Source organism: Flavobacterium magnesitis (genome assembly GCF_041729735.1).
Classification (GTDB): Bacteria; Bacteroidota; Bacteroidia; order Flavobacteriales; family Flavobacteriaceae; genus Flavobacterium; species Flavobacterium magnesitis.
This window is the reverse complement of record NZ_JBCFQK010000030.1, coordinates 14961-33860: the sequence shown is the minus strand read 5'-3', so window position 1 is coordinate 33860 and position 18900 is coordinate 14961. Positions and strand designations below refer to the sequence as shown.

General features: G+C 33.2%; 17 protein-coding genes. 12 read left to right on the top strand and 5 right to left on the bottom strand.

The genetic code is table 11. The annotated features are described in order from the left end of the window. Positions 1 to 32: 32 nt before the first annotated feature. Both AAGV33_RS15220 and AAGV33_RS15215 read left to right on the top strand, forming a co-directional pair. Entirely contained in the window at positions 33 to 1424 is a 1392-nt protein-coding gene (locus AAGV33_RS15220; RefSeq protein WP_373393135.1) for a lactate utilization protein B, read from the top strand. After that, the gene (locus AAGV33_RS15215; RefSeq protein WP_373393134.1) at positions 1424 to 2011 is read left to right on the top strand and encodes a LutC/YkgG family protein; all 588 of its coding nucleotides are present in this window, start codon (positions 1424 to 1426) and stop codon (positions 2009 to 2011) included. The genes AAGV33_RS15220 and AAGV33_RS15215 overlap by 1 nt, the downstream gene beginning before the upstream one ends. A 165-nt stretch (positions 2012 to 2176) precedes the next feature. Here the strand turns inward: AAGV33_RS15215 and msrB are convergent, their stop codons facing one another. Both msrB and AAGV33_RS15205 read right to left on the bottom strand, forming a co-directional pair. Further along, positions 2177 to 2623 (bottom strand): peptide-methionine (R)-S-oxide reductase MsrB, encoded by a 447-nt coding sequence (gene msrB, locus AAGV33_RS15210; protein WP_373393132.1) that lies wholly within the window; start codon positions 2621 to 2623, stop codon positions 2177 to 2179. Positions 2624 to 2630: 7 nt separating this feature from the next. Beyond that, positions 2631 to 3098: an META domain-containing protein gene (locus AAGV33_RS15205; RefSeq protein ID WP_373393131.1), complete on the bottom strand. Its 468-nt coding sequence runs from the start codon at positions 3096 to 3098 to the stop codon at positions 2631 to 2633. Between the two features lie 213 nt (positions 3099 to 3311). On the opposite strand from AAGV33_RS15205, the gene AAGV33_RS15200 reads away from it, so the two are divergent. Further along, a complete protein-coding gene (locus AAGV33_RS15200) occupies positions 3312 to 3776 on the top strand; it encodes an OsmC family protein (RefSeq protein ID WP_373393129.1) in 465 nt (154 codons plus the stop codon). Positions 3777 to 3847: 71 nt separating this feature from the next. Here AAGV33_RS15200 and AAGV33_RS15195 read toward each other — a convergent pair whose 3' ends face one another. Further along, on the bottom strand, positions 3848 to 6280 hold the full coding sequence (locus AAGV33_RS15195; RefSeq protein WP_373393127.1) for a TonB-dependent siderophore receptor: 2433 nt from the start codon (positions 6278 to 6280) through the stop codon (positions 3848 to 3850). Between the two features lie 302 nt (positions 6281 to 6582). Here AAGV33_RS15195 and AAGV33_RS15190 point away from each other — a divergent pair, with 302 nt between their 5' ends. The 9 genes from AAGV33_RS15190 (at position 6583) to AAGV33_RS15150 (ending at position 17285) form a co-directional block, all read left to right on the top strand. Beyond that, the gene (locus AAGV33_RS15190) at positions 6583 to 7125 is read left to right on the top strand and encodes an RNA polymerase sigma-70 factor (protein ID WP_373393126.1); all 543 of its coding nucleotides are present in this window, start codon (positions 6583 to 6585) and stop codon (positions 7123 to 7125) included. A 100-nt stretch (positions 7126 to 7225) separates the two neighbouring features. Further along, the gene (locus tag AAGV33_RS15185) at positions 7226 to 8155 is read left to right on the top strand and encodes a FecR family protein (RefSeq protein ID WP_373393125.1); all 930 of its coding nucleotides are present in this window, start codon (positions 7226 to 7228) and stop codon (positions 8153 to 8155) included. A gap of 76 nt (positions 8156 to 8231) precedes the next feature. After that, the gene (locus AAGV33_RS15180) at positions 8232 to 11678 is read left to right on the top strand and encodes a SusC/RagA family TonB-linked outer membrane protein (RefSeq protein WP_373393123.1); all 3447 of its coding nucleotides are present in this window, start codon (positions 8232 to 8234) and stop codon (positions 11676 to 11678) included. 12 nt (positions 11679 to 11690) lie between these two features. After that, positions 11691 to 13118 carry a SusD/RagB family nutrient-binding outer membrane lipoprotein gene (locus AAGV33_RS15175; protein WP_373393122.1) on the top strand — a complete coding sequence of 476 codons (1428 nt, stop codon included), beginning with the start codon at positions 11691 to 11693 and terminating at the stop codon, positions 13116 to 13118. A gap of 12 nt (positions 13119 to 13130) precedes the next feature. Beyond that, the gene (locus AAGV33_RS15170) at positions 13131 to 14708 is read left to right on the top strand and encodes a calcineurin-like phosphoesterase C-terminal domain-containing protein (protein ID WP_373393120.1); all 1578 of its coding nucleotides are present in this window, start codon (positions 13131 to 13133) and stop codon (positions 14706 to 14708) included. 7 nt (positions 14709 to 14715) lie between these two features. After that, positions 14716 to 15060: a glycerophosphodiester phosphodiesterase family protein gene (locus AAGV33_RS15165; RefSeq protein WP_373393119.1), complete on the top strand. Its 345-nt coding sequence runs from the start codon at positions 14716 to 14718 to the stop codon at positions 15058 to 15060. 821 nt (positions 15061 to 15881) lie between these two features. Then, entirely contained in the window at positions 15882 to 16640 is a 759-nt protein-coding gene (locus AAGV33_RS15160) for a hypothetical protein (protein ID WP_373393117.1), read from the top strand. After that, on the top strand, positions 16640 to 17062 hold the full coding sequence (locus AAGV33_RS15155; RefSeq protein ID WP_373393115.1) for a DUF5675 family protein: 423 nt from the start codon (positions 16640 to 16642) through the stop codon (positions 17060 to 17062). The genes AAGV33_RS15160 and AAGV33_RS15155 overlap by 1 nt, the downstream gene beginning before the upstream one ends. Positions 17063 to 17066: 4 nt before the next feature. Then, positions 17067 to 17285 carry a hypothetical protein gene (locus tag AAGV33_RS15150; RefSeq protein WP_373393113.1) on the top strand — a complete coding sequence of 73 codons (219 nt, stop codon included), beginning with the start codon at positions 17067 to 17069 and terminating at the stop codon, positions 17283 to 17285. Between the two features lie 246 nt (positions 17286 to 17531). Here the strand turns inward: AAGV33_RS15150 and AAGV33_RS15145 are convergent, their stop codons facing one another. Together AAGV33_RS15145 and AAGV33_RS15140 are read right to left on the bottom strand one after the other, a co-directional pair. Further along, the gene (locus tag AAGV33_RS15145; RefSeq protein WP_373393112.1) at positions 17532 to 17711 is read right to left on the bottom strand and encodes a hypothetical protein; all 180 of its coding nucleotides are present in this window, start codon (positions 17709 to 17711) and stop codon (positions 17532 to 17534) included. Between the two features lie 24 nt (positions 17712 to 17735). Further along, positions 17736 to 18158, bottom strand: coding sequence for a DUF6943 family protein (locus AAGV33_RS15140; protein WP_373393111.1), 423 nt, complete (start codon positions 18156 to 18158; stop codon positions 17736 to 17738). Positions 18159 to 18900: the final 742 nt, after the last annotated feature.

The following is an 18900-nucleotide window of genomic DNA, read 5'->3' as shown; positions in this document are numbered from 1 at the left end:
TATATGATAATAAAAAATAAACTTTCACATATATGAAAGAAAATACAATAGATCATAGTCACGCAGCGGCTATTTTTAATAAAGATGTAGAACGTGTAAACTGGCACGATCAAACGCTTTGGTTTGTTCGTTCAAAAAGAGATAAATCAGCCCATGCCATCCCAGAATGGGAAGCGCTTCGGGAGACTGCTTCGAATATTAAAAATAATGTGCTTTCTAATATGCATCATTATTTGCAGGAGTTTGAGGCCAAAGCCAAAGAAAACGGAATTATTGTGCACTGGGCAGCTGATGGAGATGAACACAATAAAATAGTACATTCAATTATTGCTAAGCATGGTGTTACCCAAATGGTAAAATCAAAATCAATGCTTACAGAAGAATGTCATTTGAATGAATATTTAGCAGATAATGGAATTGAAGTAATTGATTCCGATTTAGGGGAATTTATTGTTCAATTAAGAAAAGAGCCGCCAAGTCATATTGTATTGCCTGCTATTCACCTTAAAAAAGAAGATGTAAGTGATACTTTTCATGAACACCTTGGAACAGAAAAAGGGAATAACGATCCGCAATATTTAACCGAAGCAGCTCGAAAAGAATTAAGAGATACTTTCTTAACTAGAAAAGTAGCACTTACAGGAGTAAATTTTGCTGTTGCCGAAACAGGTGAATTTGTGGTTTGTACCAATGAAGGAAATGCCGACATGGGAGCGCATCTTGCTGATGTTCACATTGCTTGTATGGGATTTGAAAAATTAGTTCCACAGCGTAAACATCTTGGAGTTTTTCTAAGACTTTTAGCACGAAGTGCTACAGGACAGCCCATTACTACTTTTTCTAGTCATTTTAAAAAACCAAGAGAAGGGCAGGAAATGCACATTGTTATTGTGGATAATAATAGAAGTACACAATTAGGACGTGAAGAGTTTAGAAATTCTCTAAAATGTATTCGTTGTGGTGCTTGTATGAACACTTGTCCTGTTTACAGAAGAAGTGGTGGACACAGTTACCACAATGCAGTTGCAGGTCCTATTGGTTCTATTTTGGCACCCAATTTAGATATGAAAAAGAATGCCGATTTGCCTTTTGCAAGTACCTTATGTGGTTCTTGTACTAATGTATGTCCGGTAAAAATTGATATCCATGACCAATTGTATAAATGGCGTCAGGTTTTAGTTAAGGAAGGTTATACGCCAAGTTCTAAAACAATGGCCATGAAAGGAATGTCGGCTGTTTTAGCAAACCCAACAGTATTTAAAATTGCAGGAAAAGCAGGTAGATTTGTAATGAAGAATATGCCTTTTATGGTTAATAACAATCTTAATGCTTGGTACAAGCAAAGAGAGATGCCAGCACCTCCAGAAGAATCATTTAGAGAATGGTATGCTAAAAAAGCAAAAGAATCTAAAGACAAGAAATAATGAGTAGTAGAGATAGTATTTTAAATAAAATCAAAAACAATCAGCCTACATCAGTGAGTGAATTACCTAGTCTTAGTTTTTTAGGATTAGACAAAATTGATGTAATTGAAACTTATAAAACAGTACTAAAAGGCATTGGTGGATTTTGTGAAGAAGTGAGTAGTTTAGACGAAGTCAAAGCCTATATTGCTGCGCATTATCCAGCAGATAAAAGAAAGATTACTACCATTCCGGAATTAGCTGATATTGCTGAAACCGAATGGACAAATGACGATCCACATAGTTTGCAAAATGTAGAGTTAGCTATTATAAAAGCCCATTTTGGCGTTGCTGAAAATTCGGGACTTTGGGTAACGGATGCTATTTTAGGGCAAAGAGTTTCATCTTTTATTGCTCAATATTTATCCATTATTGTCAATAAAAAAGATATTTTGGCTACAATGCATCAGGCTTATGAACGCATTGGCGATTTAGATTATGGTTTTGGCACTTTTATAGCAGGACCTTCGAAAACTGCTGATATTGAGCAATCATTAGTTCTTGGAGCGCATGGAGCCAGAGGATTGACCGTTTTTTTGATGGAATAATTGTTTGTTGAAACCATTAAGAAATTAAGGTAATTTAAGTTTTATTTTAAACTTACTTTAAAAATAAATAAGCCGACAAGTTTTTTAAAAACTGTCGGCTTTATTTTTAATGTTCGAAATTTTAACTCTTAATTTTTCTAAATTTCTTAATGGTTTAAAAACTTTTTATTCTTTTATTTTTTCTAAAGAAACTGCATTGATGCAATAGCGCAAACCACTTGGCTCTGGTCCATCAGGAAAAACATGACCTAAATGCGCACCGCAAATATTGCAAACACATTCGATACGAATCATTCCAAAACTAACATCTTTATTGTAAGCTACACTTTCAATAACGATAGGCTGCGTAAAGGATGGCCAGCCTGTTCCACTTTCAAATTTAGTTGTAGCGTCAAAAAGTGGCGTTTTACAACATTTACAAGCATATTTTCCTGGTTCAAAAAGACTGCATAATTCTGAACTATGAGCTCTTTCCGTTCCTTTTTGGCGGGTTACATAATATTCTTCATCCGTCAGTTCAAGTTTCCACTCACTATCTGATTTCTCTACTCTCGTTGGTGGAGTAGGATTACCATGTGTGGCAAATTTTATAAGATCGTTCCAGTTTAGCATAGGGTTTTTATTTAAGATAGACTGCTACAAATTTTGCCAGTGGAGCCATTCGGGCTTTGTTCAATTGTAAAGTATCGTTTTTTACGGTATAATTATCTACAGTTTCAAGCACGTTTAAAAAATCAGCTTCTACATTTGGTCCCATACAAGCCATTCTTGTAGATCCCATTTTTGAAAATGAAATTCGGTTGACGTTGGTCTGCAATTCATAAGTTCCAAAAAAAGAATTACAACCGCCATTTCCATTTACTCTATTCTCTTCTGATTTTAAAATGAGATGTGGTTCTTTAGCAGTAAAATTTTCAGCAGTTACTTTTTGACCGTTGATTTCAATTAATTTCCAATATTTTTCTACTATTTCCGTAGATTCTTTCGGAGAATTGGTGTTTTCTGAAGTTGCTTTTTTATTCGTGCAACAAGAAATAAATAATAACGATAGAGAAAATAGACTAATTGAGGTTAAGTAGTGTTTCATTTTTTGAATTTTTAAATGGAGATTCTGTTTTGGGCTAAATTTTAGCAATACGAACTGAAAATCTAATTTCCAGTCTTCATTATTTTTACAAAGATAAAAAAGCATTTACACATTCGCAGTTTATAATTTCCCAATTTTTAGAACAGGTTTTCTATATAAACGACTGATATTATTTGGCTATATTTGATTCTTGATAAATAAGAAAAGACAGGAATGAAGCATTTATTTAAAGCCAAATTAAACTGGGATTATATTTCTAAAGAAGTAACTACGGATTCAAAAAAATATATTAAAACGCATCAAATAACTATTGGTGGAAAAGAAATATTGAATGTTTCGGCAGCCAAAGCTTTCAAAGGTGATCCTGATTTGTATAATCCAGAAGATTTGTTGTTGAGCAGTGTAGTTTCTTGCCACATGATGTCCTATTTGTATGTTTGTTCCCAACACGATATTACGGTAGTTTCTTATCAGGATAATGCAGAAGGAACTCTGGAAGTTTTAGAAAATGGTTCGGGACGCTTTATAGAAATACGATTAAATCCTAAGATAATCATCAAAGAGAAAGAAAAAATTGAGGAAGCTATACATTTGCACACAAAAGCAAACGAACTTTGTTTTATTGCTAATTCTTGTAATTTCCCAATTTTACATTTTCCAATATGTGAAATAGAATAGCTAAAGAATTATTTATAAAAAAGGCTTGTAATCAGAAGATTTACAAGCCCTTTTAGCATTAAGTGTAATGGTTAAAATTTATATGTAACACCCAGTCTTACATTTCTAGGAGCTTCAGTTTGCCAGTAATAAGCATTGATGTTGCCATTCCCAGACGAATAGAAAGAACCATTGTATAAGTATTCGTTAAGGATGTTAAACATATTAGCAGTGAATTTTAAATTTCCTGTTTCATACGATACACCACCATCCATTTTGAAATAATTGGGTAATTTTTCAAGACCTGTTCCCCAGTTATCAGTTAAACGACCAACAAGATAAGTCCCTCCAATAGAAGCTCCTAATCCTTTTAGTTTTCCGTTTACCAATGTATAATTTAACCAAGCGTTAGAAGTGTGTTTAGCAAAACCAGGGACAGTTGATCCCACAATAATACCAGGTACATTTGATTGATTTACAATAGCTTCTGTAAAAGCATAGTTCGCAATAAGATTTAAACCTTCAGTAATTTTTCCTCTTATATCAAACTCAGTTCCGCGAGCTCTTTTTTCGCCTAGAACTACACTGAAATTTTGTCCTGCAGTATTGGTTGGGTCTGAGGTTAGTTCATTTTTCTTCAAGATGCTATAAACAGAAACAGTTGTACTCCATGCTCCGTCAAACCAGTCTTTTTTGATTCCGAATTCAACATTGTTACCCGTTAAAGGTTTTACTTTATCTCCATTTTCAATAATTCCAGATTGAGGAGAAAAAGCCTGATCATATAAACCATAAATAGCTGTACTTGGAGTAATTGAAAAACTTACACCCGCACGAGGTGTAATATGACTGTCTTCTATGGTTTGTCCCCAATTTGTCTGGCTTAACCAAGTATATCTAGCGGCAACTGTTACTCTAAGTTTATTTTCAAAAAATCCTAATTCATCCTGAATATAACCCGCGGCATATTTTGAACTCATTAATCCTCCGGCTCTTTCTTTTAGTGGAGTTTCACGATCAAAATTAGGCATTCCGTTAGCAGGAGTTCCATAATTAGGTGCGAAAATATTAAATGGATTATCAAAAGTATCCAGATTATGTGATTGTCCCCAATCGGCCATATAATCTTTATTTCCTAAATCAACTCCTCCCAATAATTTATGAGAAACTATTCCTGTATTGAATTTTCCATTAACAAATAGTTGTCCTAAATACATATTGCTTTCAGCATCCCAAATAGCAACATTTCGAATAATTTCACCTACACCAAGAGTTCCGTCTGCTTCACCATCGAAATCTATGTCAATATCTCCTGATCCAACTCCAGTAGGCCAAGAACTATAGCCTTCTTGTAAATATTTAAAGTAAGAAGTTTGAGCTGTCAGTTTCCAATTGTCATTAAAATTATGTTCAAACATAAAATAACCACTGTGATCATTGATTTTAGTGTCAGGTAAACCAGGTTGAGTCATGGTAAAATCAATTGGCATAGTGCCATAACTCATATTATCAGAACCAAATATATAGTAAGAACCTACCTCTGTCATATTTGCTCTTTGGTAGTTGTATTCAGCCGTAATTTTTGTTTTATCATCCAGTTGATAGGAGATGACAGGTGCAATTACGTAACGATCGCTGTGCTCAAATTTGCGATGCGAACCTCTGTTTTGTCCCATTGCATTAAAACGATACAATAATTTTCCTTTTTTATCCAGTTTTCCGTCTAAATCGATACTGGCTCTGTAAAAATCATAACTTCCGCCTATTACGTTTACTTCACCTTTAGTAATCCCCGTTGGTTTTTTAGTTACTACATTATAAAGACCGCTTGGATCTCCACTAGAAAGCATGAATCCTGCAGGACCTTTTACAAATTCTATATGATCTACAAAACTCATATCTTCAGTAAGTGGACCCCAAAAAGAAGAGACTACATTAAAACCATTTCTAAAAGCTTGTATTTGCGAACCTCTCATGGTAATATTGGTGTACAAATCGCCCCAATGTTCTAAACGCACAGCACCGCTTACATTTCGAATCACTCCATCACTCATACTAGTAATTTGCTGATCTTTTAATGTCTGACCACTAATAATCTGAATGTTTTGCGGAATTTCTAATACTGGAGTATTTAGACGTAAAGACAGCGAAGGATTGTTTTGTTTGTATTTACTCCTTTTAATAATTACTTCGTTTAGTTTTTCTTTACTTTCATTCAATTGGAAGTTTTTAGATAGAGTTTGGTTACTACTTATTGTAATAGTTTCTGTAATTGCTTTAATCCCCAAACCATTAATACTTAAAATATAGTTACCTGGTTTAAGATTTTTGAATTCGTATTGACCACTAAAATTGGTTATGGTATTGTATTTTGTGTTTTTTAGTGCCACGGAAACACTTTGAGCGGGACTATTATCACTTAATGTAATTTTTCCAGTAATCTTTCCCAAACCTTGGCTCATCGCATTTAGTGAAACCAAAAACAGTATTGCTAGTAAAACCCTCTGGTGGTATATTATCTTCATTTGTTTCTTATTTAGAATTATTCTGCAAAAGTATATGCTAAAATTTTCCTAAACAAATTATTTTTAATTATTCTAAATAAATATTGTTTAAAGGTTTTTAGATTAAGAGTTTATGTTTATTTTATTTAAAAGTTGAATAGAGTTACAATAAAGAAATAGAAGAAATTTATAATAGAGGAAATTTATCATAATACTTTTCTGTAACAATTATGAGTTATAGTTAACAGAAACTTAAAATCAATAATTAGTGGCATTCTAAAAGATTGTTTTCATTTGTTACTATGAAAATGGATTTTAAATCAATGTCAGATGGAGAACTACAAAACTGGCTCCAAAAGGGAAATAGATTTGCTTTTGAAGTAATTTTTGATAGATATTGGAAAAGATTATACACTTATGCCTATAATATTTTTAAAGAAGAGGAAGTTTGTGAAGATATAGTTCAGGAAATCTTTATCAGTTTATGGAAAAATATAGCAACAGCAACAATATTAAATTTAGAATCCTACCTTTTTAGAGCTGTTAAATACAAAATTGCCAATCATATTCGAGATTTAAAATTCACAAAAGAACATATTGATGTTTTAGATTTTATAGGTTCTTCCGCGACTACGGTTAATGATATCGAATATAAAGATTTCGAAAAAGAAATTATGACTCACATAAACGAACTTTCTCCTAAATGTAGAGAAGTGTTTATGATGAGTAGATTTGAAGATTACTCTAATCAGGAAATTGCAACAAAGCTTAACCTTTCCATCCATACTGTCGAAAAGCATATTAGTAATGCTCTAAAGAGTCTTCGTTCGACAATTTCTTCCCATTTGCACCAAATGTTTCTTTAATGTAATCAGATTGGTTCTTGTTTTAAGAAAAAGTTAAGACTAGAAATACCACTACTTGTTTGTTCTAAAAAATGTGACTTATAGTTAAAATCATATTATTTTGAACAAAGAACAATTTAAAATCATTGCAAAGAAATACTCCGAAAATCAGTGTAATGATCAGGAGAAAAGTATTGTAGAAGCATTTTTTAGTGAAATGCAAAAAAAACAAAGCGCAGATGCAGTGTTGCTTTCCAATAAGAAAAAGGAAAAAATATCCCTTGCTGTATATGCACAAACAATTAAATCCTCTAAACCATTTTTTAGATTAAGAATAATACAGGTAGCAGCTATTGCAGTTCTTTTTTTAGGAATTAGTTTTCTAATTAAACAATTGGCTACACCAAAAGAAATTATCCAAATCACAAATAGTGAAGAGAAGAAAGAGGTTTTTTTACAAGACGGAAGTATCGTGGTTTTAAATAAAAACAGTACGCTTTCTTATCCTGAAGAATTTGGAAATACCAGAAGCATTAAACTTACTGGTGAAGCTTATTTTAAAGTAAAAAGTAATCCTAAAAAGCCATTTATTGTCACCATGCATGACATGAGATTAAAAGTGTTAGGAACCTCATTCAACATCAATTCATATTCTAAAAATCCAACAAAAGTAAGTGTGCTTACTGGAATAGTAGATTTAAAGTCTAATTCTGGAGAAAGTGTAATTCTGACTAAAAATCAACATGCCGATTTTACTGATTCCTCTTTTCGTATTACAAGAGTTGAAAGTGTAGAGAAAATAGCTTGGACAAAAAATAATATTGTTTTAGAACAGACAACATTAGGCGAAACTGCAAAAATTTTAGAAAATAACTATAATGTTACTATTGATTTTGAAGATAAAGAATTAGAAAAATTAATTATATCTGGAAAATTTAACGAAGAAAAATTAGAAAATATATTAGCAAGTATTGCTTTTGTTAAGAAACTAAAAATCGATTATTTAACTAAAAATCAAATTATTATAAGAAGAGATACAACGAATTATTAAAAAAAACAAACCCGTTTCTGGTTGCAACAGAAACAGGTTTTATTTAAAAGACTACAAAAAAATATAGCCCATACTAATGAAGACAATATTACAATTTTTAAATCAGTTATTAAAGAAAAAGTGTTTGCATTTATTTTTCACTTTCTTTATGTTAACCCCTCTATTTGCTTCAGCAGCAATAGATGCTCTGGAACAAATCAAAATTTCTTTAGATATTAAAAATGCATCAATTACAGAAGTTTTTGATGCTATTGAGCAAAGAAGTTCGTTGACATTTGTCTTTGACGAACAAATAATACACACTTCTCAGCATATTTCGATTAAAACAAAAGACGAAAGTGTAGATAATGTGCTAAAAATAATCTCGGATAAAACAGGATTTAAGTTCAAAAAAATAAACAACACCATAAGCGTTGTAAAACCTAATCAACAACAAAAAACAATAAGAGGAACTGTTGTTGATGAACAAGGACTGCCTTTACCAGGAGTTTCTATTATTGAAAAAGGCACTCAAAATAATGGTATAACGGATATGGATGGAAATTTTAATTTATCTGTTATTAATCCAAATGCAGTTTTAGTGATTACATACATTGGATTTGAAACAAAGGAAATTAAAACATCTGGTTTAGCAGTGGTAAAAGTAACCTTGAAAATGGATACTAAAGAACTTAATGAAGTAGTTGTTACCGCTCTAGGAATTAAGCGAGAAGAAAAACGTCTAGGTTTTAAGCAAGAGACTATAAAATCCGAAAGTTTAGCACAAACTACACCTAATAACTGGTCTTCTGGACTGAAAGGAAAAGTAGCGGGATTGAATATAATTTCTACGGGTTCTGGACCTTTAAATTCACAACAAATTACTTTGAGAGGAAATAATTCATTAGACCCAAAAGGGAATTATGCACTTATTGTTGTTGATGGTGTTCCAATGAATACCGAAATGACTTCTGCCGGTTCAACAAGTGCTTATATGGGACAAGATTCTCCGATAGACTACGGAAACGGGATTTCAGATTTAAACTTAGATGATATAGAAAGTGTAACGGTTTTAAAAGGAGCAGGAGCAACAGCACTTTATGGAAATCGTGCTGCTAATGGTGCTTTGATTATCACGACTAAATCTGGTAAAAAAGCAAAGGGTTTTGGAGTTACATTAACCTCAGGTGCTACTTTTGATGTTATCCAGAGATGGCCAGATTATCAATACAAGTATGGACAAGGAGCAGGCAGATCATTTGATGCAGAAGGAAACCCATATTATTCCTATGGTAGTTCAGAAGATGGATCAAGTACAGGAGGTACGAGTTCGGCATGGGGACCTGCATTTGAAGGACAATATTTTTATCAATACGATCCTACAACTGAAACTCAATCTGCTGAAAGACAATTATGGAAACCTTACAAAGACAGTCGTAAAGATTTTTGGAGAACAGGTTTTACAATAAATAACAATGTTTCCTTACAAGGTGGAGATAAAAATGGTTCAATGCGTGCTTCGTTTGGGCATTCAAAAAACGAATGGATCATGCCTAATACTGGTTTTGAGCGTGTCACTGCAGCTATAAATGCTAACTATCAGATTTCAGATAAAATAAAATTAAATAGTTCTGTAAACTACAATGATAGAAGTAGTGATAATTTGCCTTCCACAGGATATAACAATGGTTCCATTGCTTATTTTATGATTTTTCAACAGCCTAATATTCCTTTAGATTGGTACAGACCAATTTGGGAAAAGGGAGAGGAAAATATTATGCAATTGCATCCTTTTAGTTCTTTTATAGATAACCCTTATCTTATTGCTTATAAAGCGACTAATTCTTTAGAAAGTAGTCAGGTGGTTGGTAATTTATCAGCAACAATTGATTTTTCTCCAAATTTGAATTTAATGTTGCGCTCTTCTTTAAATACCTATACTCAAAACAGAGAACAACATAGACCTTACAGTATCAATCGATATGCGAAAGGATATTTTAGCAGACAGGATGTGTCAAAAATGGAAACGAATTATGACTTTTTATTAACCTATAAAAAGAAATTTAGTGAAGCATTCTCTCTTTCTGCTTCATTTGGTGGAAACGCATTAAATTATAAATACAAAAGTTTAAGCGCCAGTGTGGAAGGGCTCGTCGTTCCAGATGTATACAAGCTTTCTAATGGAGTTAATATGCCAAATATTTCTGTTGGAGACCGATATAAAAAAGTGAATAGTTTGTATGGATTGGTTTCTCTTTCGTATAAAGATGTATTGTTTTTAGATGTAACTGGTAGAAACGACAAATCGAGTACGCTTCCTGAGGCAAATAATTCATTTTTCTATCCTTCGGTAAACACGAGTTTGATAGTATCTGAAATGGTTGACTTACCTAAAAGTATTAATTTTTTAAAGTATAGATTTTCATTTGCTGAAGTAGGTAATGATACTGAACCTTACAGAACAAAAAAATATTACGATCAAAACACTTTTGCAAGTTCAGCAATATTACCATCGCTGTTGTATAACGAAAATTTTAAACCAGAGATCACTACTAGTTTTGAAACAGGTTTTGAACTTTTGATGTTAAATAAAAGATTCAATTTTGATGCAACAGTTTATGAAAGTAGAACTAAAAACCAAATCATTAAAGTGCCGCTGGACTGGAGCGTAGGTTATAGCGATGCTATTTTAAATGCTGGAGAAGTTAGAAACCGTGGTATAGAGTTAATTTTTGGAGGAAAAATAGTTGACGGAAAAAATTTTAAATGGAAGACTTCATTTAATTGGTCTCGCAATTGGAATAAAGTAATGAATTTACCTGATGGTATTAATGGTCAGCAGATAATTGGCGAAGGTGGTACAGCATCAATAATTGCAAAAGTAGGAGGAAGTGCTACTGCAATCTACGGTTTTGGATTTGTTAGATCCCCAGAAGGTGAAATTGTTTATGATGCAGCGGGATTACCAGCTTATCCAACAGAAATCCAATATATAGGCGATGCTAGTCCAGACTGGAAAGCAGGTTTTGTAAATAATTTTACAATTGGAAACTTCACAATGGGAGTTACCATAGACGGTCAATATGGCGGTATCGTTTATTCGCAAACACATCATAAACTGGCAGAACAAGGAAAAATCACCTCTACTTACATGGGGAGAGAAGACGGATTTATAATTGGAGACGGAGTAGTTGCAAATAGTGATGGTTCTTATTCTCCAAATACAGTAAAAGCAGTTACTCCAGATTGGTATACACGTTATTATCGTAGAGCAAATGTGGAATCAAATTCATTTGATGCTTCTTTTGCCAAATTACGTGAAGTAAGCTTACAGTATGATTTTCCTAAAAGTTGGTTGAAAAGCACCAGCTTGGAATCTGTACAATTCTCTGTTTTTGGAAGAGATTTAGCTATGATAAGTGATTTTCCAATTTATGATCCAGAAGCAGGAGCTCTAAACGGAGATACTATTTTACCTGGACTTGAAATGGGACAAATGCCATCACCTGCAAGCTATGGCTTTAATTTAAAAGTAAATTTCTAATCTAAAATGATAATGAAAAAAATACACTATTTAGTAACAGCTTTAGCATTAGTTTTTATACTTAATGCTTGTTCAAGCGATTTTAAAGATGTTAATGATGACCCTAATAGAATTTCGGTCATCAGTCCTGGAACTCTATTGAATCCAATAATTTATGGTATTGCTTCACATAATGCAACCAGAAGCGCCAGTGTAACATTTAATTTAATGCAAGTTTCTCTTCCGTTTCCAAGTGTTTCAGGAGGTTTACACCGTTATGATGTTAGTCCTAGTATAGGAAACTCTTCTTGGAATACTTATTATAGATATTTGGCTAATATTAATGAAATGCGAGTAGCGGCACAAAAAGCAGGTGATGCTAATTACGAAGCCATTTCATTAACTCTTAATGCTCTTGTTTACTCTAATCTTACTGATTTGTTTGGACCCGTTCCAATGACAGAAGCAGTAAGGGCTGAAGATGGTATTTTATATCCAAAATATGATACTCAAGAGTTTATTTATGAAACCATTTTATCAGATTTAGAAAAAGCGAATGCAATGTATGATGCTAGAGCGATGATCTATTATGAAGATATTTTGTTTCGTAATGATGTAAGTAAGTGGAGAAAATTTACCAATTCTCTTCACATGAGGTTGTTGCTAAGGATTTCAAACAGAGCAGAAATTAATGCTTTTACTAAGTTAAAAACAATGATAGAAGATCCAGTAAAATATCCTGTTTTTACTACTACTGCTGAATCGGCAATTTTACAAGTAACTGGAGTTACTCCTAATGTATCACCATGGGGAAGACCTCAAGATTTCCCTTTAGGAGCTAAGATGGCTTCATTTTTCTTGGATAATCTGAATGATTTTAATGATCCTAGGAGAGCTATCGTTGCTACAGTAGCTAAGGATTTGAAAAACATGGATATCGGATATGTAGGTATTCCAAGTGGTTATGAAGGTGCTGACTCTCAATTTAAATACAATGCTTCTACTTTAACACAGACACAAGTATTAAACCCAATGCAAATCTTCTTATTAACTTATGCAGAGGTGGAATTTATTAAAGCTGAATTAGCACAACGTGGTTTTATTTCTGATGCTGAATCTTATTATAAAAATGGAATTAAAGCAGCTATTGAACAAGTAAAAGCCGTGATTCCAACAGATTATTTTGACAACCCAATAGTACAATACAATGGAACATTAGAACAAATCATGTTGCAAAAATACTACGCGCTGTACTTTACAGATTATCAACAATGGTTTGAATATCGCAGGACTGGTTTTCCTATTCTGCCTAAAACTTCTGCAATGGGAAATAACGGCATCATGCCTTCCCGATTTACTTTCCCTACAGATCAGCAATTGTACAATGTAGACAATTATAATGAAGCTGTAAAAATGATAGGAGAAGACACTATTAATACTAAAGTTTGGTGGGATAATTAATAAATTATAATAATGAAAAAAATAACAATCAGCAGTTTCATACTGCTTTTTACACTAGCTGTTTCTGCTCAAAATACGGTAAAAGGTTTTGTTTTCGAAGATGCTAATGGAAACGGAAAAAAAGAAAAAAATGAAAAAGGAATTGCTAACGTTGCTGTTTGTAACGGTGTTGAGGTAGTGCTTTCGGATAAGAAAGGTCAATATGAGTTGCCTCTTAAAAATGATGCTATTATTTCAATAATCAAGCCATCAGATTATAAAGTTCAAACGGATGAGAATAACAAACCTCAATTTTTTTACATCCACAAACCTTCAGGTTCTCCAAAAATGAAATTTGAAGGCGTTCTTCCTACTGGTAAATTACCAAAATCACTCGATTTTGGATTGATTCCTCAAAAGGAGCAAGAGGATTTTACTGCTCTTATTTTTGGAGATCCACAACCTTATAATTTAGAAGAAATCGATTATTTCTATAGAGGAATTGTTGCTGAAGTGGAAGGAATTAAAAACGTTTCATTTGGTTTGAGCATGGGGGATTTGGTAGGAAATGATTTGAGTTTGTTTAATCCTTATATTCAAGCGGTAAAAAAAGTAGGCATTCCATGGTATAATCTTTTAGGAAACCATGACCTTAATTTTGATGCTACTCAGGATAATTTAGCCGATGAGACTTATGAAGCCCATTTTGGTCCTGCTAATTATGCTTTCAATTATGGTAAAGTGCATTTTATTGTCATGGATGATGTTCTTTATCCAGATCCACGAGACAGTAAAGGATATTGGGGTGGATTTACTACTGAGCAATTACAGTTTATTGAAAATGATTTGCAATTTGTACCTAAAAATAACTTAATTGTATTGGCTTTCCATATTCCAATAAGTGAGCCTGACGCTAACGATGATTCATTTAGAGATTCTGATCGTGAACAATTATTTGTTTTGTTGAAAGACTTCCCTAATACTTTGTCTTTGTCTGCACATACTCATTTGCAACGTCAAGATTTTTTAGGCAAAGAGCAAGGCTGGTTGCAAGATAAACCACATCATCATTATAATGTTGGTACAACTTCAGGAGATTGGTACTCAGGTAAATTAGACGAAAAAGAAATTCCAATTTCTGTAATGAGAGACGGAACTCCAAAAGGTTATGCTTTTATCCATTTTAAAGGCACTACCTATAATGTTGTATATAAAGCGGCAGGAAAAGAAAAAGAGCATCAAATGAATCTTTTTTTACCTAAGGTTGTAGCCAAAGGAAAGAGTACTAAATCTTCTTTATATGCCAATTTTTTTATGGGAAGTGAAAATGATCAATTGGTTTACCGAGTAGATAGTGGAGAATGGAAAAGCATGGAACGTGTTATTGAAGCAGACCCTTCTTATGTAGAATTAGTATATGAATGGGATTTGTCTGAGAAATTAATGCCAGGAAGAAGATCTTCTGATCCTTCGATTAGTACTCATGTTTGGAAAGGAAAAATACCAGCAAATCTAGAATTAGGAACTCATACAGTAGAAGTTAAAGCTACTGATATGTTTGGAAATACACATACGGCAACTGAAAATTATCGAATAGATAGCATTAAATAGAATAAGGATGAATAGTTATAAAATAGTTTTTCTTTTACTGTTTTTCATACTTCTTTATGGATGTAAAATGAAAGAGAATGCGTTAGCAAAACAGCATATTGAAATACAAGGACATCGGGGAGATAGAGGAAATTTTCCCGAAAACACAATTCCAGCTTTTATGAGTGCTATCCGTAAAGATGTAGATGTTATAGAAATGGATGTTGTAGTGTCTAAAGATAAAAAAGTGGTGGTTTCTCATGAAGCTTTTATGTCTTCATTGTATATGCAAACTCCCGAAGGTTCGTTCTGCTATTCAAAAAAAAAGAGAGAAATCGTACAGCTTAATCGACTACTATTTTTTATTCAATAAACATTCGTTATTAATTTAGCTTTTCTGATATTTTATGTAAAAAGCCTGTAAAAATTGAATTTACAGGCTTTTCTGTGGAGTCGCCGGGAATAGAACTATTCTCAAAATTCTATATTTCTTGCAGTCTTACAAAGGTTTGTTTTCTCGGGTAACCGATTTTACCACCTCAGGTAACTGTTCAAATTATCATAAATCGTATAGTACAAATTTAATGATAATAACTTGAATATCAAGGTATGAATACTAAAAAATGAACTAGTTAATAGTGAGGTTAATGGGGTTCTAAAGTTTAAATTTTAGTACTGTGTTTTTTAGTCATTAACCAAAAATCAAGTGAGCTACTTGTTCATATTTCAATCCTGCATAGGAACAAAACTCATCAATAGTTAAGAACTCATTTTCAAGCTTATTGAGGTTAGTTTTTGCTTTCTGCATTAATCTGGTACTTTGACGATAACTTTTGCCTGTTATGCGCTGTATGTCCTTTGGATAGATGCAAACCCTCTGTTTTTCTATTTTCATACACTATCTATGCCTTTGACTAGGCTTTGATTAACCTAAACCTGCTGTTAAACAATGTTTAAAGCTATACAAAAATAAGAATTTTTGAAATATAAATTTCAGTTGCAATTTTCTGTTATTTGTTATGTTTTTTGATAGGTGTTTATGGCTATTTAAGCCATTTGTGTCGCTTAGTGACATATGGAACTGTGCATGCTTTTTTCTTCTGTTTTATTGGTTAAAATTTGTTTCGAAATCAGTCGGAAGCGTTGCAACGGAAAGATGATTTAGAGTAATTATTAATCTAAATTTTAGAAATTATGGCAAGACAGAAAGGCATAATTAAATTGAAAGGTACTATCGGAGATATTACTTTTTATAAGACGAAAGACGGTCATTTAGCACGTGAAAAAGGTGGAATAGATGCGAGCAGAATTGCAAGTGATCCAGCGTTTCAAAGAACGCGTGAAAATGGTTCAGAGTTTGGTAGAGCCGGGAAGGCAGGAAAGATTCTAAGAACGGCTTTGAGAGCTGTTTTAATCAATTCTGCGGATGGTAGAATGGTGAGTCGTCTTACTCAACAAATGGTTAAGGTTATCCAAGCTGATACAACTAGTGTTAGAGGATTACGAAACGTAATTGATGGTGAAGCCGAACTTTTAGGAGGCTTCGAATTCAATATTCGTGGAAAATTGGGCACTAGTTTATTTGCTCCTTTTGTGCCGACAATTAATCGTGTAACAGGCGATATTACTGTTGATTTGGCTCCGTTTCTGCCATTGAATATGATTTCTGCGCCTAGTGGTTCTACGCATTTTAAAATTATTTCTGCAGGGGCGGAAATTGATTTTGAAGCGGAAACATTCGTTGTTTCGAATTCAGAAACGGCTATTTTGCCTTGGGATATTAACCCAACAGTGGCAATTAATCATTCGAATCCTGTTACTCCCAACAGTACAAAACCATTGTTTTTGGCTTTGGGATTGGAGTTTTATCAAGAGGTAAACGGTCAAATGTATTCGTTGAAAAACGGCTCTTATAACCCATTATCGATTGTGAAAGTAGATAGTGGTGTATAATGGTTGTCTCGATAACCAGAACTTATTTCCCCGATGGAACGAATGGTAAACTCGAATGCGAGGGAAAATTCATTTGTAACAGTATTGAATTGCCTTGGAAAAATAACGAAACGAAAGTTTCCTGCATTCCGGAGGGGGAATATTTTATAAAAAAGCGATACAGCAAGAAATTTCAATGGCATTTGGAAATAATTGATGTAGAAAATAGAAGCTTAATTTTATTTCATCCAGCCAATAATGCTTTGCGAGAATTGAAGGGTTGTATTGCTCCAGTAACGAAACTTTCAGGACCAGGTTTAGGTCTGATGTCTCGAAAAGCTTTTACTAAATTAAAAGAATTGGTTTATAAAGCTTTGAGCAATAATGAAAGTGTTGAATTGATTGTTAAATCAGATTCCCAAATGGGAATGATAAAAAAATAAATTTATGAATGCAGTAAAAAGAGCGAAAGCTCCAACTCCAAAATTTTTCAAAGTGCTTCGAAATATTGGTTTGGCATTGGCCGCCATTGGCGGAACTGTTTTGGCTGCGCCAGTAACTTTGCCAATTGTTGTTACTTCGTTAGCAGGTTACTTGGCGGTTGCTGGAGGTGTTATTTCGGCAGTTAGCCAATTGACAACCGAAAAAGCAGATGGATCACAGTAATTCAACTATAATGGGTACCGCTGGCGGTACATTTTTGAGTGTTTTACCGAATTTACATTCGGAAGATGTGTTGAAAACTATAATTCTTGCCACGCTTGGGGCAATAGTCAGTTTTTTAATATCTTTGGTACTCAAAATTTTCATTAAGAAGCACAAAAAATAGTCTAATTCTAGTTGTGGTGACCTTTGGATTAGACAATATTAGAGCCCAACCCGCAAGGATTGGGCTTTTTTTATGTTTAAAAATCAAATTTCCTCAAATAAATTAAGAGTAACTTCTAAAACTACCACTTCTGAATTTGGGTTGTATAAATCTTGCCATTTTGCGCTGTCAATGGCTTTAGCTCTGGTGTCGAAAATACCAAAACATATTCGTGATGCTTTGGATTTCCAATTGTCTGTTTGGTACAAAATAAATAGTTTCATTATTTATCGATTTTAAATTAGAGTTTATTTTTTGGAATAACGATATAAAATCACCCTTCTTAGATCATTGATAAGATTGATGTTTTCGTGAAATTGTTTTTCTTTTTTTTCTAAGAGTTTGAGAGCTGTGATGTTTTTTTGATGCTCTTCGTGTTCCTGCATCATCAAACTGGCTTTTAGATTGAATTCTTTTGAAAAATCTGGAAGGCGCAAAAACGGAATAACCGAACCAACTAAATAGGGATGCCAAAACTTGGTTTTCCATAAGCTGTAAGCCACAAAAAATATATTCTCACAATCTTCTTCCTTTTGAAAAATGATTACAAAACTGTTCGTAAATGGCTCTTTTTGGGGCTTACCGCTGTTCATTCCTTTGTTAAGTATGAACAAATGAGGTTTTGTGTAAGCAGTATTTTTTTGGTGGGTTTTGATGATAAAATTTGGCATACTTTCGGTTTTTAAGATAATGTGACTCGCTGAACTCGCCACATATGAAATTTTTTAAAAGAAAAAAGGAAAAAAAAGAAAGTCGTCTCTCAAGTGGAGGTTTCAAGAAAAGCAAGTTTTTTCAAGAAAATACTACCCGGGATTTTAGGATGGAGTTGTTCGGAAATGGAGTTTTGATTCAAGTCAAAAGTTGATGCGAAACGAAAACGTAGGGTGGAGATTTTATTGAAAACCGTAGGCTTGAACTTTCTTTTCTTGAAACTGGAGCTTACCTTTACTTTCTTTTTATTTATTTTTTTATTTTTCTCTTGACCGATAGATTTCTTATGAAATGGGATCAAAAAAAGTTGATTCGAAAGATGGAAGTTCTTCAGAAAGGGTATGGAATTTTAAAGCAGAAAAAAGAAATGTAAAATCCATTCCTATTATTTTTCTGATTTAAAATTTCATACTCTTTCCTGGACTTGATTTTGTGGGTATTGAAAATCACTTTTTCAGGAATTTTTCAAATTACAGTAAATGTTGTAAAGTGATTTTCAATACTTACAAAAACAATGAAAAGATAATTCCTAGTGCGATGGGGCAGTAGCGCAGGCAAGTGTGTGGTTTTTTATTTGCTTGCTGTGGTGTTTCTGATTGTTTTTATGATGGCTTGATGCCTAAGGTGGTGTTCAGTTTGCAGAATTTAGTATTCAGAAAGTAAGTGCTTGGAAATTGCTATGGCATCTTGGCCATCGTGAAA